At 73.0% G+C, this 17151-nt stretch carries 15 protein-coding genes; 6 read left to right on the top strand and 9 right to left on the bottom strand.

Annotation, left to right across the window (positions count from 1 at the left end; translation table 11 throughout):
• Nucleotides 1-73: 73 nt before the first annotated feature.
• From OG494_RS12170 to OG494_RS12160, 3 genes are read right to left on the bottom strand one after another with little or no spacing between them, the layout of a single operon-like run.
• On the bottom strand, nucleotides 74-907 hold the full coding sequence (locus OG494_RS12170) for a metallophosphoesterase family protein (protein WP_328454996.1): 834 nt from the start codon (nucleotides 905-907) through the stop codon (nucleotides 74-76).
• Nucleotides 871-2145, bottom strand: a complete 1275-nt coding sequence (locus tag OG494_RS12165) for an MFS transporter (RefSeq protein WP_328454994.1) — start codon at nucleotides 2143-2145, stop codon at nucleotides 871-873. Before OG494_RS12165 ends, OG494_RS12170 begins: the two co-directional genes overlap by 37 nt.
• Nucleotides 2142-2729, bottom strand: coding sequence for an ArsR/SmtB family transcription factor (locus OG494_RS12160; protein WP_328454992.1), 588 nt, complete (start codon nucleotides 2727-2729; stop codon nucleotides 2142-2144). Before OG494_RS12160 ends, OG494_RS12165 begins: the two co-directional genes overlap by 4 nt.
• A gap of 146 nt (nucleotides 2730-2875) precedes the next feature.
• Between OG494_RS12160 and OG494_RS12155 the strand changes: the two genes are divergently transcribed.
• Entirely contained in the window at nucleotides 2876-3352 is a 477-nt protein-coding gene (locus OG494_RS12155; protein WP_328458927.1) for a MarR family winged helix-turn-helix transcriptional regulator, read from the top strand.
• Between the two features lie 157 nt (nucleotides 3353-3509).
• On the top strand, nucleotides 3510-5144 hold the full coding sequence (locus OG494_RS12150; RefSeq protein ID WP_328454990.1) for an ABC-F family ATP-binding cassette domain-containing protein: 1635 nt from the start codon (nucleotides 3510-3512) through the stop codon (nucleotides 5142-5144).
• A gap of 74 nt (nucleotides 5145-5218) precedes the next feature.
• Here OG494_RS12150 and mshC read toward each other — a convergent pair whose 3' ends face one another.
• Nucleotides 5219-6457: a cysteine--1-D-myo-inosityl 2-amino-2-deoxy-alpha-D-glucopyranoside ligase gene (gene mshC / locus OG494_RS12145; RefSeq protein ID WP_328454988.1), complete on the bottom strand. Its 1239-nt coding sequence runs from the start codon at nucleotides 6455-6457 to the stop codon at nucleotides 5219-5221.
• Nucleotides 6458-6587: 130 nt separating this feature from the next.
• Nucleotides 6588-7346: a MerR family transcriptional regulator gene (locus OG494_RS12140; RefSeq protein WP_328454986.1), complete on the bottom strand. Its 759-nt coding sequence runs from the start codon at nucleotides 7344-7346 to the stop codon at nucleotides 6588-6590.
• Nucleotides 7347-7472: 126 nt separating this feature from the next.
• On the opposite strand from OG494_RS12140, the gene OG494_RS12135 reads away from it, so the two are divergent.
• Nucleotides 7473-9575, top strand: coding sequence for a tetratricopeptide repeat protein (locus OG494_RS12135; protein ID WP_328454985.1), 2103 nt, complete (start codon nucleotides 7473-7475; stop codon nucleotides 9573-9575).
• On the opposite strand, the gene OG494_RS12130 is transcribed toward OG494_RS12135, so the two are convergent.
• A complete protein-coding gene (locus tag OG494_RS12130; protein WP_328454984.1) occupies nucleotides 9551-11515 on the bottom strand; it encodes a vWA domain-containing protein in 1965 nt (654 codons plus the stop codon). The genes OG494_RS12135 and OG494_RS12130 overlap by 25 nt on opposite strands.
• A complete protein-coding gene (locus tag OG494_RS12125; RefSeq protein ID WP_328454983.1) occupies nucleotides 11512-12912 on the bottom strand; it encodes an ATP-binding protein in 1401 nt (466 codons plus the stop codon). The genes OG494_RS12130 and OG494_RS12125 overlap by 4 nt, the downstream gene beginning before the upstream one ends.
• Before the next feature lie 100 nt (nucleotides 12913-13012).
• Here OG494_RS12125 and OG494_RS12120 point away from each other — a divergent pair, with 100 nt between their 5' ends.
• Nucleotides 13013-13813: a hypothetical protein gene (locus OG494_RS12120; RefSeq protein ID WP_328454981.1), complete on the top strand. Its 801-nt coding sequence runs from the start codon at nucleotides 13013-13015 to the stop codon at nucleotides 13811-13813.
• Nucleotides 13814-14044: 231 nt separating this feature from the next.
• On the opposite strand, the gene OG494_RS12115 is transcribed toward OG494_RS12120, so the two are convergent.
• The gene (locus OG494_RS12115) at nucleotides 14045-14617 is read right to left on the bottom strand and encodes a TetR/AcrR family transcriptional regulator (RefSeq protein WP_328454979.1); all 573 of its coding nucleotides are present in this window, start codon (nucleotides 14615-14617) and stop codon (nucleotides 14045-14047) included.
• Between the two features lie 48 nt (nucleotides 14618-14665).
• Here OG494_RS12115 and OG494_RS12110 point away from each other — a divergent pair, with 48 nt between their 5' ends.
• Nucleotides 14666-15424, top strand: a complete 759-nt coding sequence (locus tag OG494_RS12110; protein ID WP_328454977.1) for a class I SAM-dependent methyltransferase — start codon at nucleotides 14666-14668, stop codon at nucleotides 15422-15424.
• Here the strand turns inward: OG494_RS12110 and OG494_RS12105 are convergent.
• The gene (locus OG494_RS12105; protein ID WP_328454975.1) at nucleotides 15421-16464 is read right to left on the bottom strand and encodes a ferrochelatase; all 1044 of its coding nucleotides are present in this window, start codon (nucleotides 16462-16464) and stop codon (nucleotides 15421-15423) included. The genes OG494_RS12110 and OG494_RS12105 overlap by 4 nt on opposite strands.
• Nucleotides 16465-16550: 86 nt before the next feature.
• Between OG494_RS12105 and OG494_RS12100 the strand changes: the two genes are divergently transcribed.
• A complete protein-coding gene (locus OG494_RS12100; RefSeq protein ID WP_328454973.1) occupies nucleotides 16551-17132 on the top strand; it encodes a TetR/AcrR family transcriptional regulator in 582 nt (193 codons plus the stop codon).
• The last annotated feature ends 19 nt before the right edge of the window (nucleotides 17133-17151 follow it).

Here is a 17151-nt window from a genome sequence, read left to right as displayed (position 1 = left end):
CGCTTCGCTCATTCGGGTGAACCCGGATGCGGAGATCGTAACTCCGGAACACTTTCCCGATGAAAGTGCGGAGTCAGGAGGGCCAGAGGATGCGGCGCATCGGCACCGCGCCCCGCGCGCGCTTGCGCCACTCGCGCGGGTAGCCCAGCGAGACCTCTTCGAAGCGGACGCCGTCGGCCTCGGTGGTGCGCGGGATGTGCAAGTGGCCGTAGACGGCGACCTCGGCGCGGTAGCGCACGTGCCAGTCCTCGGTCTTGGTCGTGCCGCACCACAGGGCGAACTCCGGCCAGTACAGCGGCGCGGTCGGATGCCGGTGCAGCGGCCAGTGCGACATCAGGATCGTGCCGTGGTCCCCGGGGATCGCGTCGAGCCGCTCGGTGCTGGACTTCAGCCGGTCGGCGCACCACGCCTGACGGCTGGGGTAGGGGTCCGGGTGCAGGAAGTACTCGTCGGTGCAGACGACGCCGGCCTCGCGGGCCTGGCTCAGCGCCTCTTCCAGGGACTTGCCTTCGGCCGTCGGGGTCCGCCAGCTGTAGTCGTAGAGCAGGAACAGCGGCGCGATCGTCAGCGGCCGGGAACCGTGCCGCCAGACCGGGAACTCGTCCTCGGGGGTGAGGACGCCGAGCTCGCGGCACCCCTCGACGAGGTACTCGTAACGCGCCTGGCCACGCAACTGGCAGTCGTCGCCCTTGGTGGTCCACAGCTCGTGGTTGCCGGGCACCCAGACGACCTTCGCGAACCGCTCGCGCAACGTCTTCAGCGTCGCGATCGTGGCTTCGGCCCGCTCGGCGACGTCCCCGGCGACGAGCAGCCAGTCTTCGGGCGTCTCGGGCACGACGGAGTCGAGGATCGGGCCGTTGCCCTCGTGGGTCACGTGGAGGTCGCTGGTGGCGAAGAGGTGCGGCACCCCTCCACCGTAGCCACCGCGGTTTCGGGTACGGCCCCGAACCGGTCGATTCGGCGGGTTTTCCGCACGAGCACCACGACGCCGGCGAGGACGTAGACGCCCGCCTGGACGTTCAGCAGCACCGCGGGCCCGGTCGTCGCGACCAGCGCGCCGGCCAGCAGCGCGCCCACGGTGCCGAACGTGGCCATGACGGCGAAGGTCGTGCTCAACACTCGCCCCGCCCGCTCCGGCGGGGCCGCGCTCTGGATCTCCGACAGCACGCCCGCGCCGAGCACGACCCCGGGCGCGCCGACCAGCACGAACAGCCCGACGTAAACGCCCAGCGCGGTCGTCGCCAAGGCCAGGTTCCAGATCACGGCGGACAGCAGGCCGAGCACGACCGAGCCCCAGCCGAGCAGCGCGACCGGCGCCACCCGGCGCGCCACGGTCGCGATGGCGAAGCCCGCCACCAGCCCGCCGATCGCCTGCACGCCGCGCAGCAGGCCCGCGTCGGCTTCGCTGCCGCGGAGCACCTGCAGCACGAACACCACGAACAGGACCAGGAACATGCCCTGGGCCAGCGAGGTGAGCACCACGGCGACGCCGGTCCGCCACAACCGGCGGTTGTGCGTGAGCTCCCGCAGCCCGGCCAGCCAGGCCCGGACCACCGGTTCGGGGGCCGCGGCCGGCGCGGGCGCGCTCACCCGGCGGAACGGCTTCGCCAGCAGCGCCGCGGCGACGATCAGCACGGCGAGGTAGCCGACGATGACGTCCGCGAGCCCGCCGAAGCCCAGCAGCGCGCCGCCGGCCCAGCCCCCGGCCAGCCGGGCGACGCTGCCGTTGACGCTCATCAGCCCGTTCGCGCCGGTGACCTCCTCGACGCCGACCAGCTCCGGGACCAGGGCGTTGCGCGCCGGCTCGAACACCGACGCGAGCGCCGCCTGGGCGGCCATCACGGCGTACACGACGGCGATCCCCGGCTCGGCCAGCAGCGGCAACGCGACGACGGCGAGGCCGCAGCAGACGCCGAACAGCACGGCGCGCCGGTTCCACCGGTCGGCGACCACCCCGGCGACCGGGCTGAGCAGCACCGCGGGCAGCAGGCCGAGCACGATGCTCAGCGCCGTCGACGCCGCGGACCCGGTGCGCTGGAAGACGTAGACCGGCAGGGCGACCTGCAGCATCCACTCGGCCGTCTCACCGAAGAACGCGGCCACCCACAACCGCGCGAACGCGGGTACCCCCAGCAGTTGCTTCATTCCTCCGCCTTCCCCGAGTGTTCGATGCGCGGGAACAGCCGCAGCCCGACGTGCACCGGGCGGGCATCGGCCGGGGCGTCCGTCCGGATCGCGCCGACGTAGGGCCGGACCAGCGCGTCGATCGCGTGGGTCAGCCGGGTCAGCTCCTCCGGGATCACGCGCAGCGCGTAACTGATCAGCCCGGACGCCCCGCGCCAGGCCGGGTCGAGGCCGTCGAGCGAGTCCAGGTACCGCTGGGTCAGCTCCTGCTCGTGGCTCAGGGTCGCGCCGACCATGCCGAGCTGGGCCGCCCGGTGCGCCGGGTCGTCGGCCAGCTCCCCCATCTCGAGCCCGACCTGCCGGGCGCGCCACGGCCGCTCCCGGCCGTCTTCGGCGTCGGACCGCTCGACGAGCCCGTACTGCGCGAGCTGCCGCAGGTGCCAGCTGCAGTTGGACGCGGTCGAGCCGACGGCCTCGGCGCACTCGCTCGCGGTGCGCGGGCCGACGGCGGTGAGGTGGTTCAGCAGCGCCGACCGCAGCGGGTGGGACAGCGCCCGCAGCAGCTCGACGTCCTCGATCCGCTTGCGCGGTGGCAGCTCGCCCATCGGGTCACCTATCTGAAAGACTCATTTCGAAAGTTCTCTTTCATACTTGGGCCCGCCTGCCGGTTTGTCAACCGGCTCCGCTATCGTTCGCCGGGCAGCGACTGCGCAAGGCAGTGACTGCGTCGTCACCGAACCTGGGATGGATGTTGCCCGACCAGCGCGAACTCGCCACCGCCGCCGCTCTCGCCCTCCCCCGGTTCGTGGGCTCGACCGCGCTCTTCCACGCCGCGGTCGCCGAGCGGATGGCCGTCACCCCCACCGAACTGCACTGCCTGCACCTGCTCCACGGCGGTGTCAGCGACTCCCCGACCGAGCTCGCCCGGCTCCTGGGCATCACCACGGGCGCGTTCACGCGGCTGCTCGACCGGATGGAGCTGCACCGCCTCGCCGAGCGCGCGCCCGACCCCGCCGACCGGCGCCGGCTCGTCGTCCGGCCACTGCCGGACCGGATGGCCGAGCTCGCGGAGCTGTACGCGCCGATGGCCCGCTTCGTCGGCGAACGGCTCGCCCGCCTCGACCGGCGTCAGCTCACCGCCCTGCTCGGGTTCCTCACCGACGGCACGGAAGCGGCCGAACGCTCGACCACGCAGCTGCCGGATGTGACCCAGGCCATATCGAGTTGACTAACTCTACAGTCGTTGCGTTAACCTGGCTCCACTATGAAGAACTGAACCGCGCCCATCCCGCTTCCGAGGCGGCACCCGGTCGAGCCGACGCTCCCGCGTGCCACGACGCCCGGCGGGATCTCCGCTTCTTTTCCTCCGGGCTCGGTGATCGCACATGTCCACTCTCGTTTTTCCGGTGCAGGCCAAGGACGTCGTCTTCGGCTACGGCACCCGCGTGGTGCTCGACGGCGTCTCGCTGACCGCGTCCGCCGGCCAGCGCCTCGGCCTGGTCGGGGAGAACGGCACCGGCAAGTCCACGCTGCTGCGGCTGCTCGCCGGCCTCGAAGAGCCCCGCTCCGGTGAGGTCCTGCGCGGCCCGGACGTCGGGTTCCTGCTGCAGGAACTGCCCTTTTCGCCGGACGGGACGTTCGCCGACGTCGTCGACGCCGCCCTCGCCGAGATCCGCGCCGCCACGGTCCGGCTCGACGAGCTGACCACGGCGATGACCGAGCGGCCCGACGACCCGGCCGTGCTCGACGAGTACGGCCGGGTCCTGGAATGGGCGCAGGCCCACGACCTCTGGGACGCCGACCGCCGCGCGAAGCTCGTCTGCGACGGGCTGGGCCTCGGCGGGATCGCGCAGGACCGGCGGCTGGGCACGATGTCCGGCGGGCAGCGCTCACGGCTCGGGCTGGCGGCGCTGCTGATCCGGCGGCCGGAGACGCTGCTGCTGGACGAGCCGACCAACCACCTCGACGACGCCGCGATGGAGTTCCTGGAACGCCACCTCGCGGAGCTGACCGGGATCGTCGTGCTGTCCTCGCACGACCGCGTCTTCCTCGACGCGGTGTGCACGGACATCGTCGACCTCGACCCCGCCGCGACCGACAGCAAAGCCGGCGGCGCGGTCCGCTACGGCGGCAGCTACACCGACTACCTCGGCCACAAGAAGGCCGAGCGGGCGCGCTGGGAGCAGCGCTTCGCCGACGAACAGGAGGAACTGAAACAGCTGCGGGAGACCGTCGCCGTCACCGCGCGGAACGTCGCCTACGGCCGGGCGCCGCGGGACAACGACAAGTTCATCCACCACTTCAAGGGCGCCCGCGTCCAGAAGACGATCTCGCGGCGCGTGCGCGATGCCGAGCAGCGGCTCGAGCACCTCGAACGCGACCAGGTGCGCAAACCCCCGGCGCCACTGCGCTTCCGGGCGTCGCTGACCGGCCGCGCTTCGGGTGACGGGCCGGCGATCTCGCTGCGGGACCTCGACGTCCCGGGCCGGCTCCGGCTGCCCCGGCTGGACGTCGACGGCTCGGCGCGGCTGCTCGTGACCGGTGGGAACGGCGCCGGGAAGTCGACGCTCCTGTCCGTCCTCGCGGGACAGCTGACGCCCGCGGGCGGGACGGTCCACTTCGGACACGGCGTGCGCGTCGGGCTGCTGGAGCAGGACGTCGTGTTCCCGGACCCCGCGCGGACCGCGCACCAGGTGTACCGGGACGCGCTCGGCGAGGAGGCTCCCCCATTGAGCCGCCTCGGCCTGCTGGCGTCCCGCGACCTGGGCCAGCCCGTCGGCGCCCTTTCGGTGGGTCAGCGGCGCCGGCTGGCGCTGGCGGTGCTGCTCGCCGAGCCGCCGGACGTCCTCCTGCTGGACGAGCCGACGAACCACGTTTCGCTGACCCTGGCGGAAGAGCTGTTCGCCGCACTCGACACGGCGCCGGGCGCGGTCGTCATCGCGTCCCACGACCGCTGGCTGCGCCGGGACTGGACCGGTGACCACCTGGAGCTGGCCGCCGGCCGGCCCGCGGCGGTATAGGCCGTTATACAACAGAAGTCCGTGAAGGACTCCTTGAGGGACTTAGAGTCCCTCAAGGAGTCCTTCACGGACTTTCAGAGAGTGATGCCGAGGAGGGCGTCGACCGCGACGCGGATGAGGCCGGGGGCCGTCGGGTCGGTGCCGTCGCGGCGCAGGGCCTCGTTCGCCCACGCGTCGATCGCGGCCAGGGCCTTCGGCGTGTCGAGGTCGTCGGAGAGGTGGTCACGCAGCCGCGTGATCGTGTCCTCGGCGGACGGGCCGGTGCCCAGCGAGACGGCCTCGCGCCAGCGGGCCAGCCGCGCCTCGGCGTCGGCGAGCAGGGAATCCGTCCACGCGCGGTCGGCGCGGTAGTGGCCGGCGAACAGCGCGAGCCGGATCGCGCCCGGGTCGACCTGGTCGGCGCGCAGCCGCGAGACGAACACCAGGTTCCCGCGCGACTTCGACATCTTCTCGCCGTCGAGGCCGATCATGCCGGCGTGGACGTAGTGGCGGGCGAACTGGCCGTCCTTGGCCACGGCCTCGGCGTGCGCCGCGCTGTACTCGTGGTGCGGGAAGATCAGGTCGGAGCCGCCGCCCTGGAGGTCGAAGCCGAGGCCTAGGCGGTTGACGGCGATCGCGCTGCACTCGATGTGCCAGCCCGGCCGGCCCGCGCCGAGCTCGGACTCCCACGACGGCTCGCCCTCGCGGGCGACCCGCCACAGCAGCGCGTCCAGCGGGTGGCGCTTGCCGACCCGGTCGGGGTCGCCGCCGCGCTCGGCGAAGAACCTGGCCATCGTCTCGGCGTCGTAGTTGGACTCGTAGCCGAACTTGCCGGTCGCCGTGTGGTCGAAGTAGACATCCGGGAACTCGGCGTCGTCGGCCCGGTACGCGCTGCCGTTGGCCAGCAGTTTCGCGATCACCTCGACGATCTCCGGGATGCTCTCCACCGCGCCGACGAACTGCTTGGGCGGCAGTACACGCAGGGCGACCATGTCCTCGCGGAACAGCGCCGTCTCGCGCATGCCCAGCACGACCCAGTCGTCCTTGTCGCGCGCGGCCCGCTCCAGCAGCGGCTCGTCGATGTCCGTCACGTTCTGCACGTAGTGGACGTCGTGGCCGTTGTCCCGCCAGATCCGGTTCACCAGGTCGAAGGCGAGATACGTCGCGGCGTGCCCCAGATGCGTCGCGTCGTAGGGCGTGATGCCGCAGACGTACATCCGGGCGGTGGCGCCGGGCGCGGTCGGGCGGACCTGCCCGGTGGCCGTGTCGTGGAGCCGCAGCGGGCGGGGGGTGCCGGGGATGCGGGGCACGTCGACCGATGACCAAGTCTGCATACCCTCGACTGTAAGCGTTCGCTCCGGCACCCTCCCGCCCGGTGGGACACGTCCCCCACCTGGGGCAGTGCCAGGCGCTGCCGGAGCAAGTCACGCTCGCGGTCTTCGAGCAGACTCGCTCCGGCAGCGCCTAGCCCCGGCGAGCCGCGTTCGCCGTGATGGCGTCGCGGACGAAGACGCCGGCGCCCGGCCGCTGCTCGTCCTCGCGGACCAGGAAGGCCAGCTGGACCGGTTCGGTGACGTAGAGCTCACCGATCCGCCGCTGCGTCTCGTACGAGCACTCCCCCATCACGCGGCCCAGCATCGCCCGGTGCTCCTCGGCCAGGTCCATCGCCTCGGCGCTGTCCGCCGTGGCCCCGGCGTCGAGGACGGCGTTCAGCCGGCCCACCCAGTCCTGCCGCGCCGCTTCGCCGGCGGCCAGGTCCTCCTTGGACGGTGCCGCCGCGCCCCGCCACTCGGGCGTGTCGCCCCAGCGCTGCGCCGCTTCCTCCGCGTACCCGTCCGGTGCCTCGAAGCCACCGAACACCTCGAACTTCTCCTCGGGCGTCAACGCGTTGCCCATGGCTCTCGCCTCCATCACACGATCGACGGCCGCGACCATCCGCCCCAGCTCGCCCATGCGCGCCACCAGCAGCTGCCGCTGCCGTTGCAGGTGCGCGTCGGCGTCGATGCCGGGGTCGTCGACGAGGGTCGCGATCGTCTCGAGGGGAAACCCGAGCTCCCGGTAGAACAGGATGCGCTGCAGCCGGTCGAGATCGTCGTCGTCGTAGCTGCGGTACCCCGACGACGTCCGCCCGCTCGGGCGGAGCAGGCCGATCTCGTCGTAGTGGTGCAGCGTCCGGACGGTGACCCCGGCCAGCGTGGCGACCTTGCCCACGGGATGCCCCATCGTTTCCCCTCCTCTGCGGCCCTTGTGGCCCTTGCGAAGACCACGGTGGTGCCTCACGCGACGTCAGGGTCAAGCGTCACCCTTCCGTAGCCCGCCCCGCGGCGCCCGCGCGGTTAACCTGGCTCGATGAAGGCCCTGGTCACGGCGCTCGCCGCCCGCTTGCGGCCGGCCCGGGCCACCCGGGCCGGGCGGCGCGTCGTGCTGGGTGCCGTTCCGGCCGAGCCGGCACCGTACGTGCGGCGCGGCCGGCTGCTGGCGAAGATCGACGAGGCCTTCGACGACGGCGGGTTCTGCGTCCTGCTCGGCGCGTGCGGGGCCGGGAAGACCCAGCTCGCCGCCGCGTACGCCCGCGCCGCCGCGGCCGAGTCCACTGTGGTCTGGATCGCCGATCAGGCGGACATCGTGCCGGCGTACGCCGAACTGGCCCGGCGGGCCGGTGCGGCGGACGTCGTCGTCGACGCCGAGGCGACCGCGCGCACCGGCTTGGCATGGTTGGCGGCCGCGGACCGGCCGGTCGTGGTGGTGGACGGCGCGACCGACCCGGACGCGCTCAACCGCTGGCTGCCCGCGCGGGCCCGGGTGCTGATCACGACGGCCGTGCCGGACTTCGAGGTTCTCGGCGGCACGGTCGCGGTGGGCGGGTTCGACGAGGCCGAGGCGGTCGGGTACCTGCGCGCCCGGTCGGGCCGGAACGCCGGGGCCGCGCTCGGCCTCGTCCGCGAGCTGGGCTGCCTGCCGCTCGCGCTCGCCCAGGCCGGAGGCGTGCTCAAGCGGCAGCACAAGGACTTCGCGGCCTACGTCGACTGCTTGCCGCACGCTTCGCCCACGCTGGCCGACCGGGAACCGGGCTGTGCCGAGGACACCGTGCTGGAGGCACTGCGCGTGGTCGCGGCCCGCGACGGCCGGGCCCGCGGCGTCGCCGAGTTCCTGGCCCTGGTCGCGCCGGGGGTCCGGTGCGACCTGGTGCACCGGCTCGGGCCGGATCCGGTCGCGGTGGACGCCGTGCTCGGGGCGCTGGCGGAGGCGTCGCTGATCGGCTTCGACGTCGGCGGCGACGTCGTGATCATGCACGAGCTGACCCGGCGGGCGGTGCTGAGCCGGTTGCACGCCGAGGACCACCTGGCGCCGGCGCTGGACCGGGCGTGCGCCGCCCTGGACGACCCGGACGGAGGCGTCTCCCGGCACGTCGGCGCGCTGTGGCCGCACTTCCGCGCGCTCCTCCCGGCCGACGCCGCGCCGCGGCTCGCGCGGGTCATGCGGCTACGACGCCGATCGGTGCGCGAGCTGACCGCGGCCGGCGACTTCGCACGGGCACGCGCCCTCGGCCGGGAAGTGCTCGCCGATCACGACGCCTACCTGCAGCCACGCCACCCCGGCACCGAGCGGGCCGCGCGGGCACTGCGGACGGTGAGTCTCCCGGGCGAGGCGGTGGCGCTCTCCGAGCGCATCCTCGAGCGCCGCTCCCGGGTGCTCGGTCCCGACGCCGAAGCCACGCTCGCCGCGGGCCAGGCCCTCGGCGTCGCTTACGAGGCAGCCGGGCAGCTCGACCGCGCGCTGGAAGTGCACGAGGCGACCCTGGAGCACGCGACGCGGGTCCTCGGGGCGGGCCACCGGGTCACGCTGCGCGCCCGCGGCAGCTTCGGCCGGACGCTCCGTTCGGCCGGCCTCGCCGGGGTGGCCGTACCGGTGTTCGAGGAGAACCTGCGGCAGCACCTCCAGGCGCACGGCCCGGACCACCCGGCCACGACCGAGGCGCGGGAGGACCTGGCCCGGACGTGCGCCCGGGCGGGTCGCGCCGCCGAAGCCGTGACCCTGCACGCGGCCGATTCGCCGTGGCTGGCCGTGGCCCACCAGGAAGCGGGCCGTCTCGACGAGGCGATCCGCCTGCTGCGACGGCTGGCGTCCGAGCGCGACGACCTCGGCGCCGTCCGGGTCCGGCTGTTCCTGGCCCGGGCCCTGCTGGCGGACGGCCGGTCCGCGGAAGCGCTGAAGCTGTTCGAACGGACCGTGCGCGACCGGACGAGGATCCTCGGCCCGGACCACCCGGCCACGCTCAACGCCCGGCGCAATCTCGGCCTGGCGCAGGGCCCCGCCGGCCGGGAGACGCTCACCGCCGTCGCCGCCGACTACCGGCGGGTGCTGGGGCCGGATCACCCGTACACCCGGCAGGCCGCGAAGGATCTCGCGGACCTGCCGGAGCCGGGTCAGCGGCGCCGGGTGCGCAGGTAGTCGCCCACCACCGCGGCGCCCAGGCCGTCGAGGTCCGGGGCCACCACGCGCCCGCCCGAGCGGCGGGCGATGACGTCCACGAACGCCGTCAGCCGCGGGTCGTCACCGAGGCGGAACACCGTCACGGACGCGCCCAGTTTCGCCAGGCGGTCCACTTCGGACAGTGTCTTGTGGAGGGTCTGCGGCTGCGGCGGGTAGTCGAAGATCGCCTCGCCGTCCGGTTCCAGGTGCGCGGTCGGCTCGCCGTCGGTGACCATCAGGACCACCGGCTGGGCGTCCGGGTGGCGCCGCAGGTGCTGCCCGGCCAGCAGCAGCGCGTGGTGGGCGTTGGTGCCCTGCTCCCAGGCGCCCTCCAGCCCGACCAGCTCCGGCAGCTCCACCGGCATCGCGTAGCGGCCGAACGTGATCAGCTGCAGCGCGTCGTTGCGGAACCGGGTGCTGATCAGCTGGTGCAGGGCCAGGGCCGTGCGCTTCATCGGCAGCCAGCGGCCTTCCGAGACCATCGACCACGATGTGTCGACCAGCAGCGCCACCGCGGCGCGGGACCGGTGCTCGGTCTCGACCACCTCGACGTCCTCGACGTCCAGCCGGACCGAAGACTCCCCCACCGACACCGAGCGCAGCACGGCGTTGCGGATCGTCCGCGGCACGTCCCAGGGCTGCATGTCCCCGAACCGCCACGGCCGCGACGCGCCGGTCGGCTCGCCCGCCGCGCCGGCCGACTCGGTCTCGCGATCGCCGGACTTGCCGCGCAACGCGTTCACGATGTCGGACAGCGCCGTCTCGCCCAGCCGCCGCAACGCCTTGGGCGACAACCGGAGCGAGCCGTCGGCGGCGCGTTCGAACAGGCCCTGGCGGCGCAGCTCACGCTCCAGTTCGGACAGTCGCCGCGCGTCCACGCCGGCGTCCTTCCCGAGCTGGCTCTCGAGCGCTTCCAGGTCGATGTCGTCCAGGCTCGCGCCGGGGTACGACTGGCCCAGCTGCTCGGCCAGCGCGTCCAGCTCGGCGAGGTCGGCCATCGCCTGGGCGCCTTCGCCCATGCCGAGCGGGTTCTTGCCGCGGAAGCGTTCCGACGACGTCCAGTCCTCGCCCGGCCGGGCCGCGCGCAGCTGGGCGTCCAACTCGGACAGCTGTTGCGCGAGACGCGGGTCGCCGAACGCCTGCTGGGTCAGTTCGGCCAGCTCCGCGCGCTGCTCGGCGGACATCGAGTTGAGCATCCGCTGGGCCGCGGCGGACCGGGCGGCGAGGGCGTCGATCAGCTCTTCGACGTTCCGCGGGTTCTCCGGGAAGTACTCGCCGTGCTTGCCCATGAAGTCGTCGAAGCGCTCCTGGATGTCTTCGGCGCCCTGGGCGTGCGCGGCGAGGAGGTCGTTGAGGTCGGAGAGCATCTCGTTGATCCGCTCGACGTCCTCGGGCCCGGCGTTCTGCAGCGCCTGCTTCATGCCCTGGAACCGCGACTCCATCAGCTCCTGGCCGAGCAGGTCACGGATCTTCTGGTAATTCTCCCGGCCCTGCTCGGAGCGCCAGTCGTACTCGGACAGCTCGTTGACGGCCGCGGCCGTGCCGGGCGGCAAGGCGTCCAGCTGGGCCTCGCGGAAGCGGGCGTCGTCGTCCGGGTCGGGGAACAGGTCGCGGCGCTCGGCGTCGAGGGCGTCCTGCAGGAGGCGCTGGACCTCCCGCAGGGTGCCGTCGAGGTTGTTGCGCCGCTGGATCTGCGACCGGCGCTGCCAGAGTTTCCTGGTCAGCTCGTCCAGCCCCGCGGTGCGGTCGGTGCCCCGGCGCAGCAGCTCCTCCAGCGCGGCCCGCGGCGACGAGCCGGCCATCACGTCGCGGCCGATCTCGGCGAGCGCGTCGCGCAGGTCGGCCGGGGGCGCGAGCGGGTCCGGCCCGTCGTGGAACGGGCCGTAGGAGTAGCCGTCGGGGAGCGGGACCGCGGTCATCGGCCGTAGACGGTGGTCGTGTCGTCGGAGTCCTTGGCGAGCCGCCGCGCCAGGAACAGCGATTCGAGGGCGAGTTCGACGGCGGCCGCGATCCGGCCGGCGGGTTCGTCGGGCGAGACGCCGGCGCGCGCGGCGACCTCGTGCAGGACCGGCAGCTCCGGCAGGGCCTTGAGGACGTCTTCGCCCGGGACCCGCTCACCGGTGGCGACGAGGTGGCCGTCGGCGACCGCGTCGGCGAGCGGGCGCAGGTCGAGGCCGGCGAACCGGTCGCGGGCGGTCTCGGCGATCGCCCGGCGCAGCAGGTGCACGAGGTGCTCGACCTCGCGGCCTTCCTCACCCGGTTCGAACTCGATCTTGCCGCGCAGTACCGAGGGCACCGCGTCGAGGTCGACCGGCCGGGCCACGGCGGGCTCTTCGCCGGTCAGCGCCGAACGTCGCAACGCCGCGGCCGCGACGGTCTCGGCCGCCGCGACGGCGAACCGCGCCGAAACACCCGACCGCTGGTCGATGACCGGCGATTCGCGGAGGTTCCGGACGAACCGGGCGATGACCTCCAGCAGCGGTTCGCCGACCTCGGCGACGAGGTGGGCCTCCTGCCGGACGACGGCGACCTCGGACTCGACGTCCAGGGGGTAGTGCGTGCGGATCTCGGCGCCGAAGCGGTCCTTCAGCGGGGTGATGATCCGGCCGCGGTTGGTGTAGTCCTCGGGGTTCGCGGTGGCGACGAGCAGGACGTCCAGGGGCAGCCGCAGCGTGTAGCCGCGAACCTGGATGTCGCGCTCCTCCATCACGTTGAGGAGGGCGACCTGGATGCGCTCGGCGAGGTCGGGCAGCTCGTTGATGGCGACGATGCCGCGGTGGGCGCGCGGGACCAGGCCGAAGTGGATGGTCTCGGGGTCGCCCAGGCTGCGGCCTTCGGCGACCTTCACCGGGTCGACGTCGCCGATCAGGTCGCCGACCGAGGTGTCCGGCGTGGCCAGCTTCTCGGTGTAGCGCTCGGAGCGGTGGCGCCAGGCCACGGGCAGGTCGTCGCCGAGTTCGGCCGCGCGGCGGATCGACGCGGGCGTGATCGGCTGCAGGGGGTGCTCGCCGAGCTCGGAGCCCTCGATGACGGGCGTCCACTCGTCGAGGAGCCCGGAGAGGGTGCGCAGCAGGCGGGTCTTGCCCTGACCGCGCTCGCCGAGCAGGACGACGTCGTGGCCAGCCAGCAGCGCGCGTTCGAGCTGCGGCAGGACCGTGCGGGAGAACCCGACGATGCCCGGCCAGGCGTCTTCGCCCGAGCGGAGGGCGGTCAGCAGGTTGTCGTGGATCTCTTGCGCGATGGGGCGCGGCTCGTACGTGCCGGCCGCGCGCAGGGCCCCGGCGGTGCGGGGAAGAGCGTCTGGAACTACGTTCACCCGTTCGACGCTACTGCCGGATCGGCGGCCCGTCGATGTGGAGCGACTCCAGCGTGGGCGCACTGCCGGGTTGCGGAGCGGCCCGGTAAAATAGGGCGTCGTGTGCCGACCCAGTGCGACCTTCGCCGTCTGGTCCAGCGCGTGGCTGAACGGAGCCGCCGCATCCGACGATGTGCTCGACGCCCTGCTCGCGTGGGGTGAGGCGCACGACGTCGTCGCCGCCGACGCGGCCGCCGCGGAGGCGTTCGAGCTCCCGCTGGCCTTCAACCGGGCCGCCACCCCGGTGCAGCTGCTGATGGCCCTGCGTTCGCAGGGAGCGAAAAGCATGCGGCTGGTCCTCCCCGTCCCGGGTGATGTCCGGGGCCTCGGGGGCGGCGGGCCGTTCACCGAGGCGGCGTTGCGCGCCGGTGACGCGGTGGTGCTGCCCGAACTCGGCTTCGGGATCGTCCCGGAGCCGGTCGCCGAGGGCCTGGTGCGCTGGACGGTGTTCTCCCTCGTCCCGCTGGCCGCCCCGCCGGAGTACCTCGCGCTGGGCGAGGCCGAACACGGCCTGACCGACGCGATCCGCGCGAGCGCCGGCGCGCTGCAGACCTTGAACGTCGCCAGCGACCGGCCGGGAGTGCGCGCGGAACTGTCGGCGCACCTGCGTTCCCGCCCGGACGTCGACTGGCCCGCGGGGACCCCGGGCCGCGCGCTGCGGGTGCTGCAACGCGCCGAGGAGATCGCGGCGATCCTGGCGATCGCCGAGACCGACGACCCGGGCGGCGCCCTGTCCGCGTCGGCGTCGAACCTGCGGGCCCAGGCGCTGCGGCCGCTGTCGGACGCCGTCCGGATCGCCCGCTGCGCCGCTGTGAACGAAGCCGTGCGGGTCTTCGCCGAGCAGACGGCCCGCGAAGGCTGACCCGTCAGCGGTTCGCGTCGGCGGTGCCGGGCGCGGCACGATCGCCCGATGTGCTGCCGCCGACGAGGCGGTGCGGGTCTTCGCCGAGCAGACCGCGCGCGAAAGCTGACCTCCAGCGATTCGCGCCGGCGACGCTGCCGCAGCCTGACACGACACGGATCGCCCGCCGCGCCGCCGCCAACGAAGCCGTGCGGGTCTTCGCCGAGCAGACGGCTCGCGAGGGCTGACGTCTCAGCCGTTCGTGTCGGCCGTGATGTGCTCGAACAGACCCGGCTGGATGCGGGTGCGCACGCCCTCGGCCCACGGCTCGGCCACGTCGTCGACGTCGAGGGCGGCCGCGGTGTTGAGCAGCATGCCGAAGGCGAGGAACGACTTCACCGTCACCGGGTCGAGGCCCGTCGGATCGGCGACCGTGTCCCACATGCGGGCGAACCGCGTCCGCACCAGGTCGCGGACCTCGCTGTCGCCGCACGCGGCCAAACCCTGGAGCTGCAGCAACAGCGTGGTGCGGTCGGCGAGGGATTCGTGGTAGCGCGTGCCCATTCGCGTCAGCGCGTCCAGGCCTTCGGCCCCCTCGGCGGCTTCGGCCATGCCGTCGCTGAACCGGTCGAAAGCCGCGCCGACCAGCTCCAGGAACAGCGCCTTCTTGGTCCCGAACATCCGGAACACGTAGGCCTGCGTGATGCCGGCCTCGTGCGCGATCGCGTCGACCGAGGCGCCGTGCAGGCCGTGGTTCGCGAATTCGCCCGCCGCGATCCCCAGGACCTGGGTCCGCCGTTCCGTTCCGCTCATGCGTGTGGCCATGGCGACTAAGTTACCAGTTACTAACTACTAACTGATACCGTGCGCCCCATGGTCGAGGACACCTGGGCCGCACTGGCCGACCAGTTCGCCGACGGCGCTTACGCCACCGTGAAGGGGCGGGTGCGCACCTATGTGCTGCACCGCCAACTGCTGGAACACCTGCCGGCCCCGCCGGGTCGTGTGCTCGACGTCGGCGGCGGCGCGGGACACCAGTCGCTCCCGCTGGCCCGCGCCGGGTACGACGTCACGCTGCTCGACCCGTCGCCGGCGATGCTGGACAAGGCCCGGCGTCGATTACCGGACTCGGTGACGCTCGTGGAGGCCGACGGCGCGGCCGCCGGGGAAGCCGTGGGCGGGCAGCGCTTCGACGCCGTCCTGTGCCACGGGGTGCTCGGGTATCTGGAAGACCCGGAACCGGTCCTCGACCAACTGTGCCGGTGCGTCGCGCCCGGCGGGCTCGTCTCGATCATGGCGGGCAACGCCGACGCGGCCGCGGTGCGCCCGGCCATGGAACGACGGTGGGAGGACGCGCTGGCGGCGTTCGGCACCAAGACCGAGATCGGGGTCCTGGGCCTGCCGACACGCGCCGACACCGTCGACGAACTCAGCGGGTCACTGCGCAGCCGCGGCGTGGAACCCCTGCAGTGGTACGGAGTCTGGCACTTCGTCGACTGGCTCGACCTCAGCGGAACCGAGCTGGACCCGGCCGACACCGAACGCGTGGCGGCGGTCGAGCTCGAAGCCGGCCGACGCGATCCTTACCGCCGGCTCAGCCGCGTCTTCCACCTGGTGGGGCGCAAGAACTAACGCCCGGGACGCTTCGCGGGCTCGCAGCAGCCGATCGCGCACGGGGCGCCGTTGACGGTGCAGCCGCCCGCCGGGAACGGCGACAGCTTGCGCGGCGCCACGTCGTGCGTGTGCTCGCGGATCAGTTCCACCACCAGCTCGGCGAACCGCGGGTCGCTGCCCGCGGTCGCCGCGCGGGCGAACGCCATGCCGTGTTCCGCTGCTCGCTCGGCCGCTTCGTTGTCCAGGTCCCAGATCACCTCGAGGTGATCCGACACGAACCCGAGCGGCGAAACGACCACTCCGGGCACTCCCGAAGCGTGCAGCGCGTCGATGTGGTCGACGATGTCCGGCTCCAGCCACGGCACCTGCGGCGGCCCGGACCGCGACTGCCAGACGACGTCGTAGGTCTCGACGCCCGCTTCGGCCGCGACGAGCCGGGCGGCTTCGGCGATCTGGCGCGAGTAGCGGCGGCCGCCTTCGGCCGGCGGGCCGGACGCTTTGTCCGCGCTGTCGGGCACCGAGTGCGCCGTGAAAACCGTGCGGATGCCCGGCACGTTCCCCAGTGACGCGTGGGCGGCGCGGACGCCGTCGGCGATCGCCGAGACGAACAGCGGGTGGTCGAAGAACTGGCGCAGTTTCACCATTTCGGGGGCATTTTCGCCGACCGCGGCACGGGCGCGTTCGATGTCCTCGTCGTACTGGCGGCACGCCGAGTAGCCGCCGTAGGCGCTCGTGGGGAAGACCAGGATCCGCCGCGCGCCGGCCGCCGTCAGCTCGTTCAGGGTGTCTTCGACCATCGGGTACCAGTTGCGGTTGCCGAAGTGCACCGGCAGCTCCACCCCCGCCGCCGCGAGCTGCTTCTCGACCGCGGCGATGGCGTCGCGGTTCAGCTTGTTGATCGGCGACACCCCACCGAAGTGCTGGTAGTGCTCGGCGACCTCCAGGAGCCGCTCGCGCGGCACACCCCGGCCCCGGGTCACGTTCTCGAGGAACGGCATGACGTCGTCCGGCCCTTCCGGACCGCCGAACGAAAGCCACAGCAACGCGTCGTATCCCACTCCGTCATCTTGCCGCTGTGGCGCCCCGCACGCTGACGCGGGCCCGTTATGAATCGACCAGTCCAAAACCCTGGTACGGTGATCCCATGGCCAGGCCACGGGAGTTCGACGAGTCCGCCGCCGTCGACAGCGCGATGCACGCGTTCTGGGAACACGGCTACGAGGCGACGTCCACACAGGACCTGTGCGAGGCCACCGGACTGGGCCGCAGCAGCGTCTACAACACCTTCACCAGCAAGAAAGCGCTGTTCGAGCGGTCGCTGACGCACTACACGGACAGCCAGCTCACGGCCCGGCAGGCGCTCCTCGACGGACCGGGCACGGCCGCCGAACGGCTCATCGCACTCCTCACCACGACCATCGACAGCGAACTCGACCGCGACCGCCGCGGCTGCCTGGTCGTGAACACCCTCGCCGAGCTCGGCATGCCGGATGACGGCATCGGCGCCGCCCTGCGCAACGACACCGAGCGGAACCTGGCGATGCTCACCGAGTGCGCCCGGGAAGGCGTGCTCGACGGCAGCCTGCGGCCCGGCCGGGACCCGGCCGACGTCGCGCAGTTCGTCCTCAACACCGTCACCGGCCTGAAGGTGATGTCCCGGCGCGGCACCAGCCGCGAGGCGATGTACGCCGTCGCCGATCTCGCGCTGTCCGCTCTCGTCGCCTGAACCCCTGGCCACTTTCGAC

The sequence above is a fragment of the Amycolatopsis sp. NBC_00438 genome, assembly GCF_036026695.1.
Classification (GTDB): domain Bacteria; phylum Actinomycetota; class Actinomycetes; order Mycobacteriales; family Pseudonocardiaceae; genus Amycolatopsis.
The sequence above is the reverse complement of the archived record's forward strand: the minus strand, read 5'-3'. Positions and strand labels throughout refer to the sequence as shown.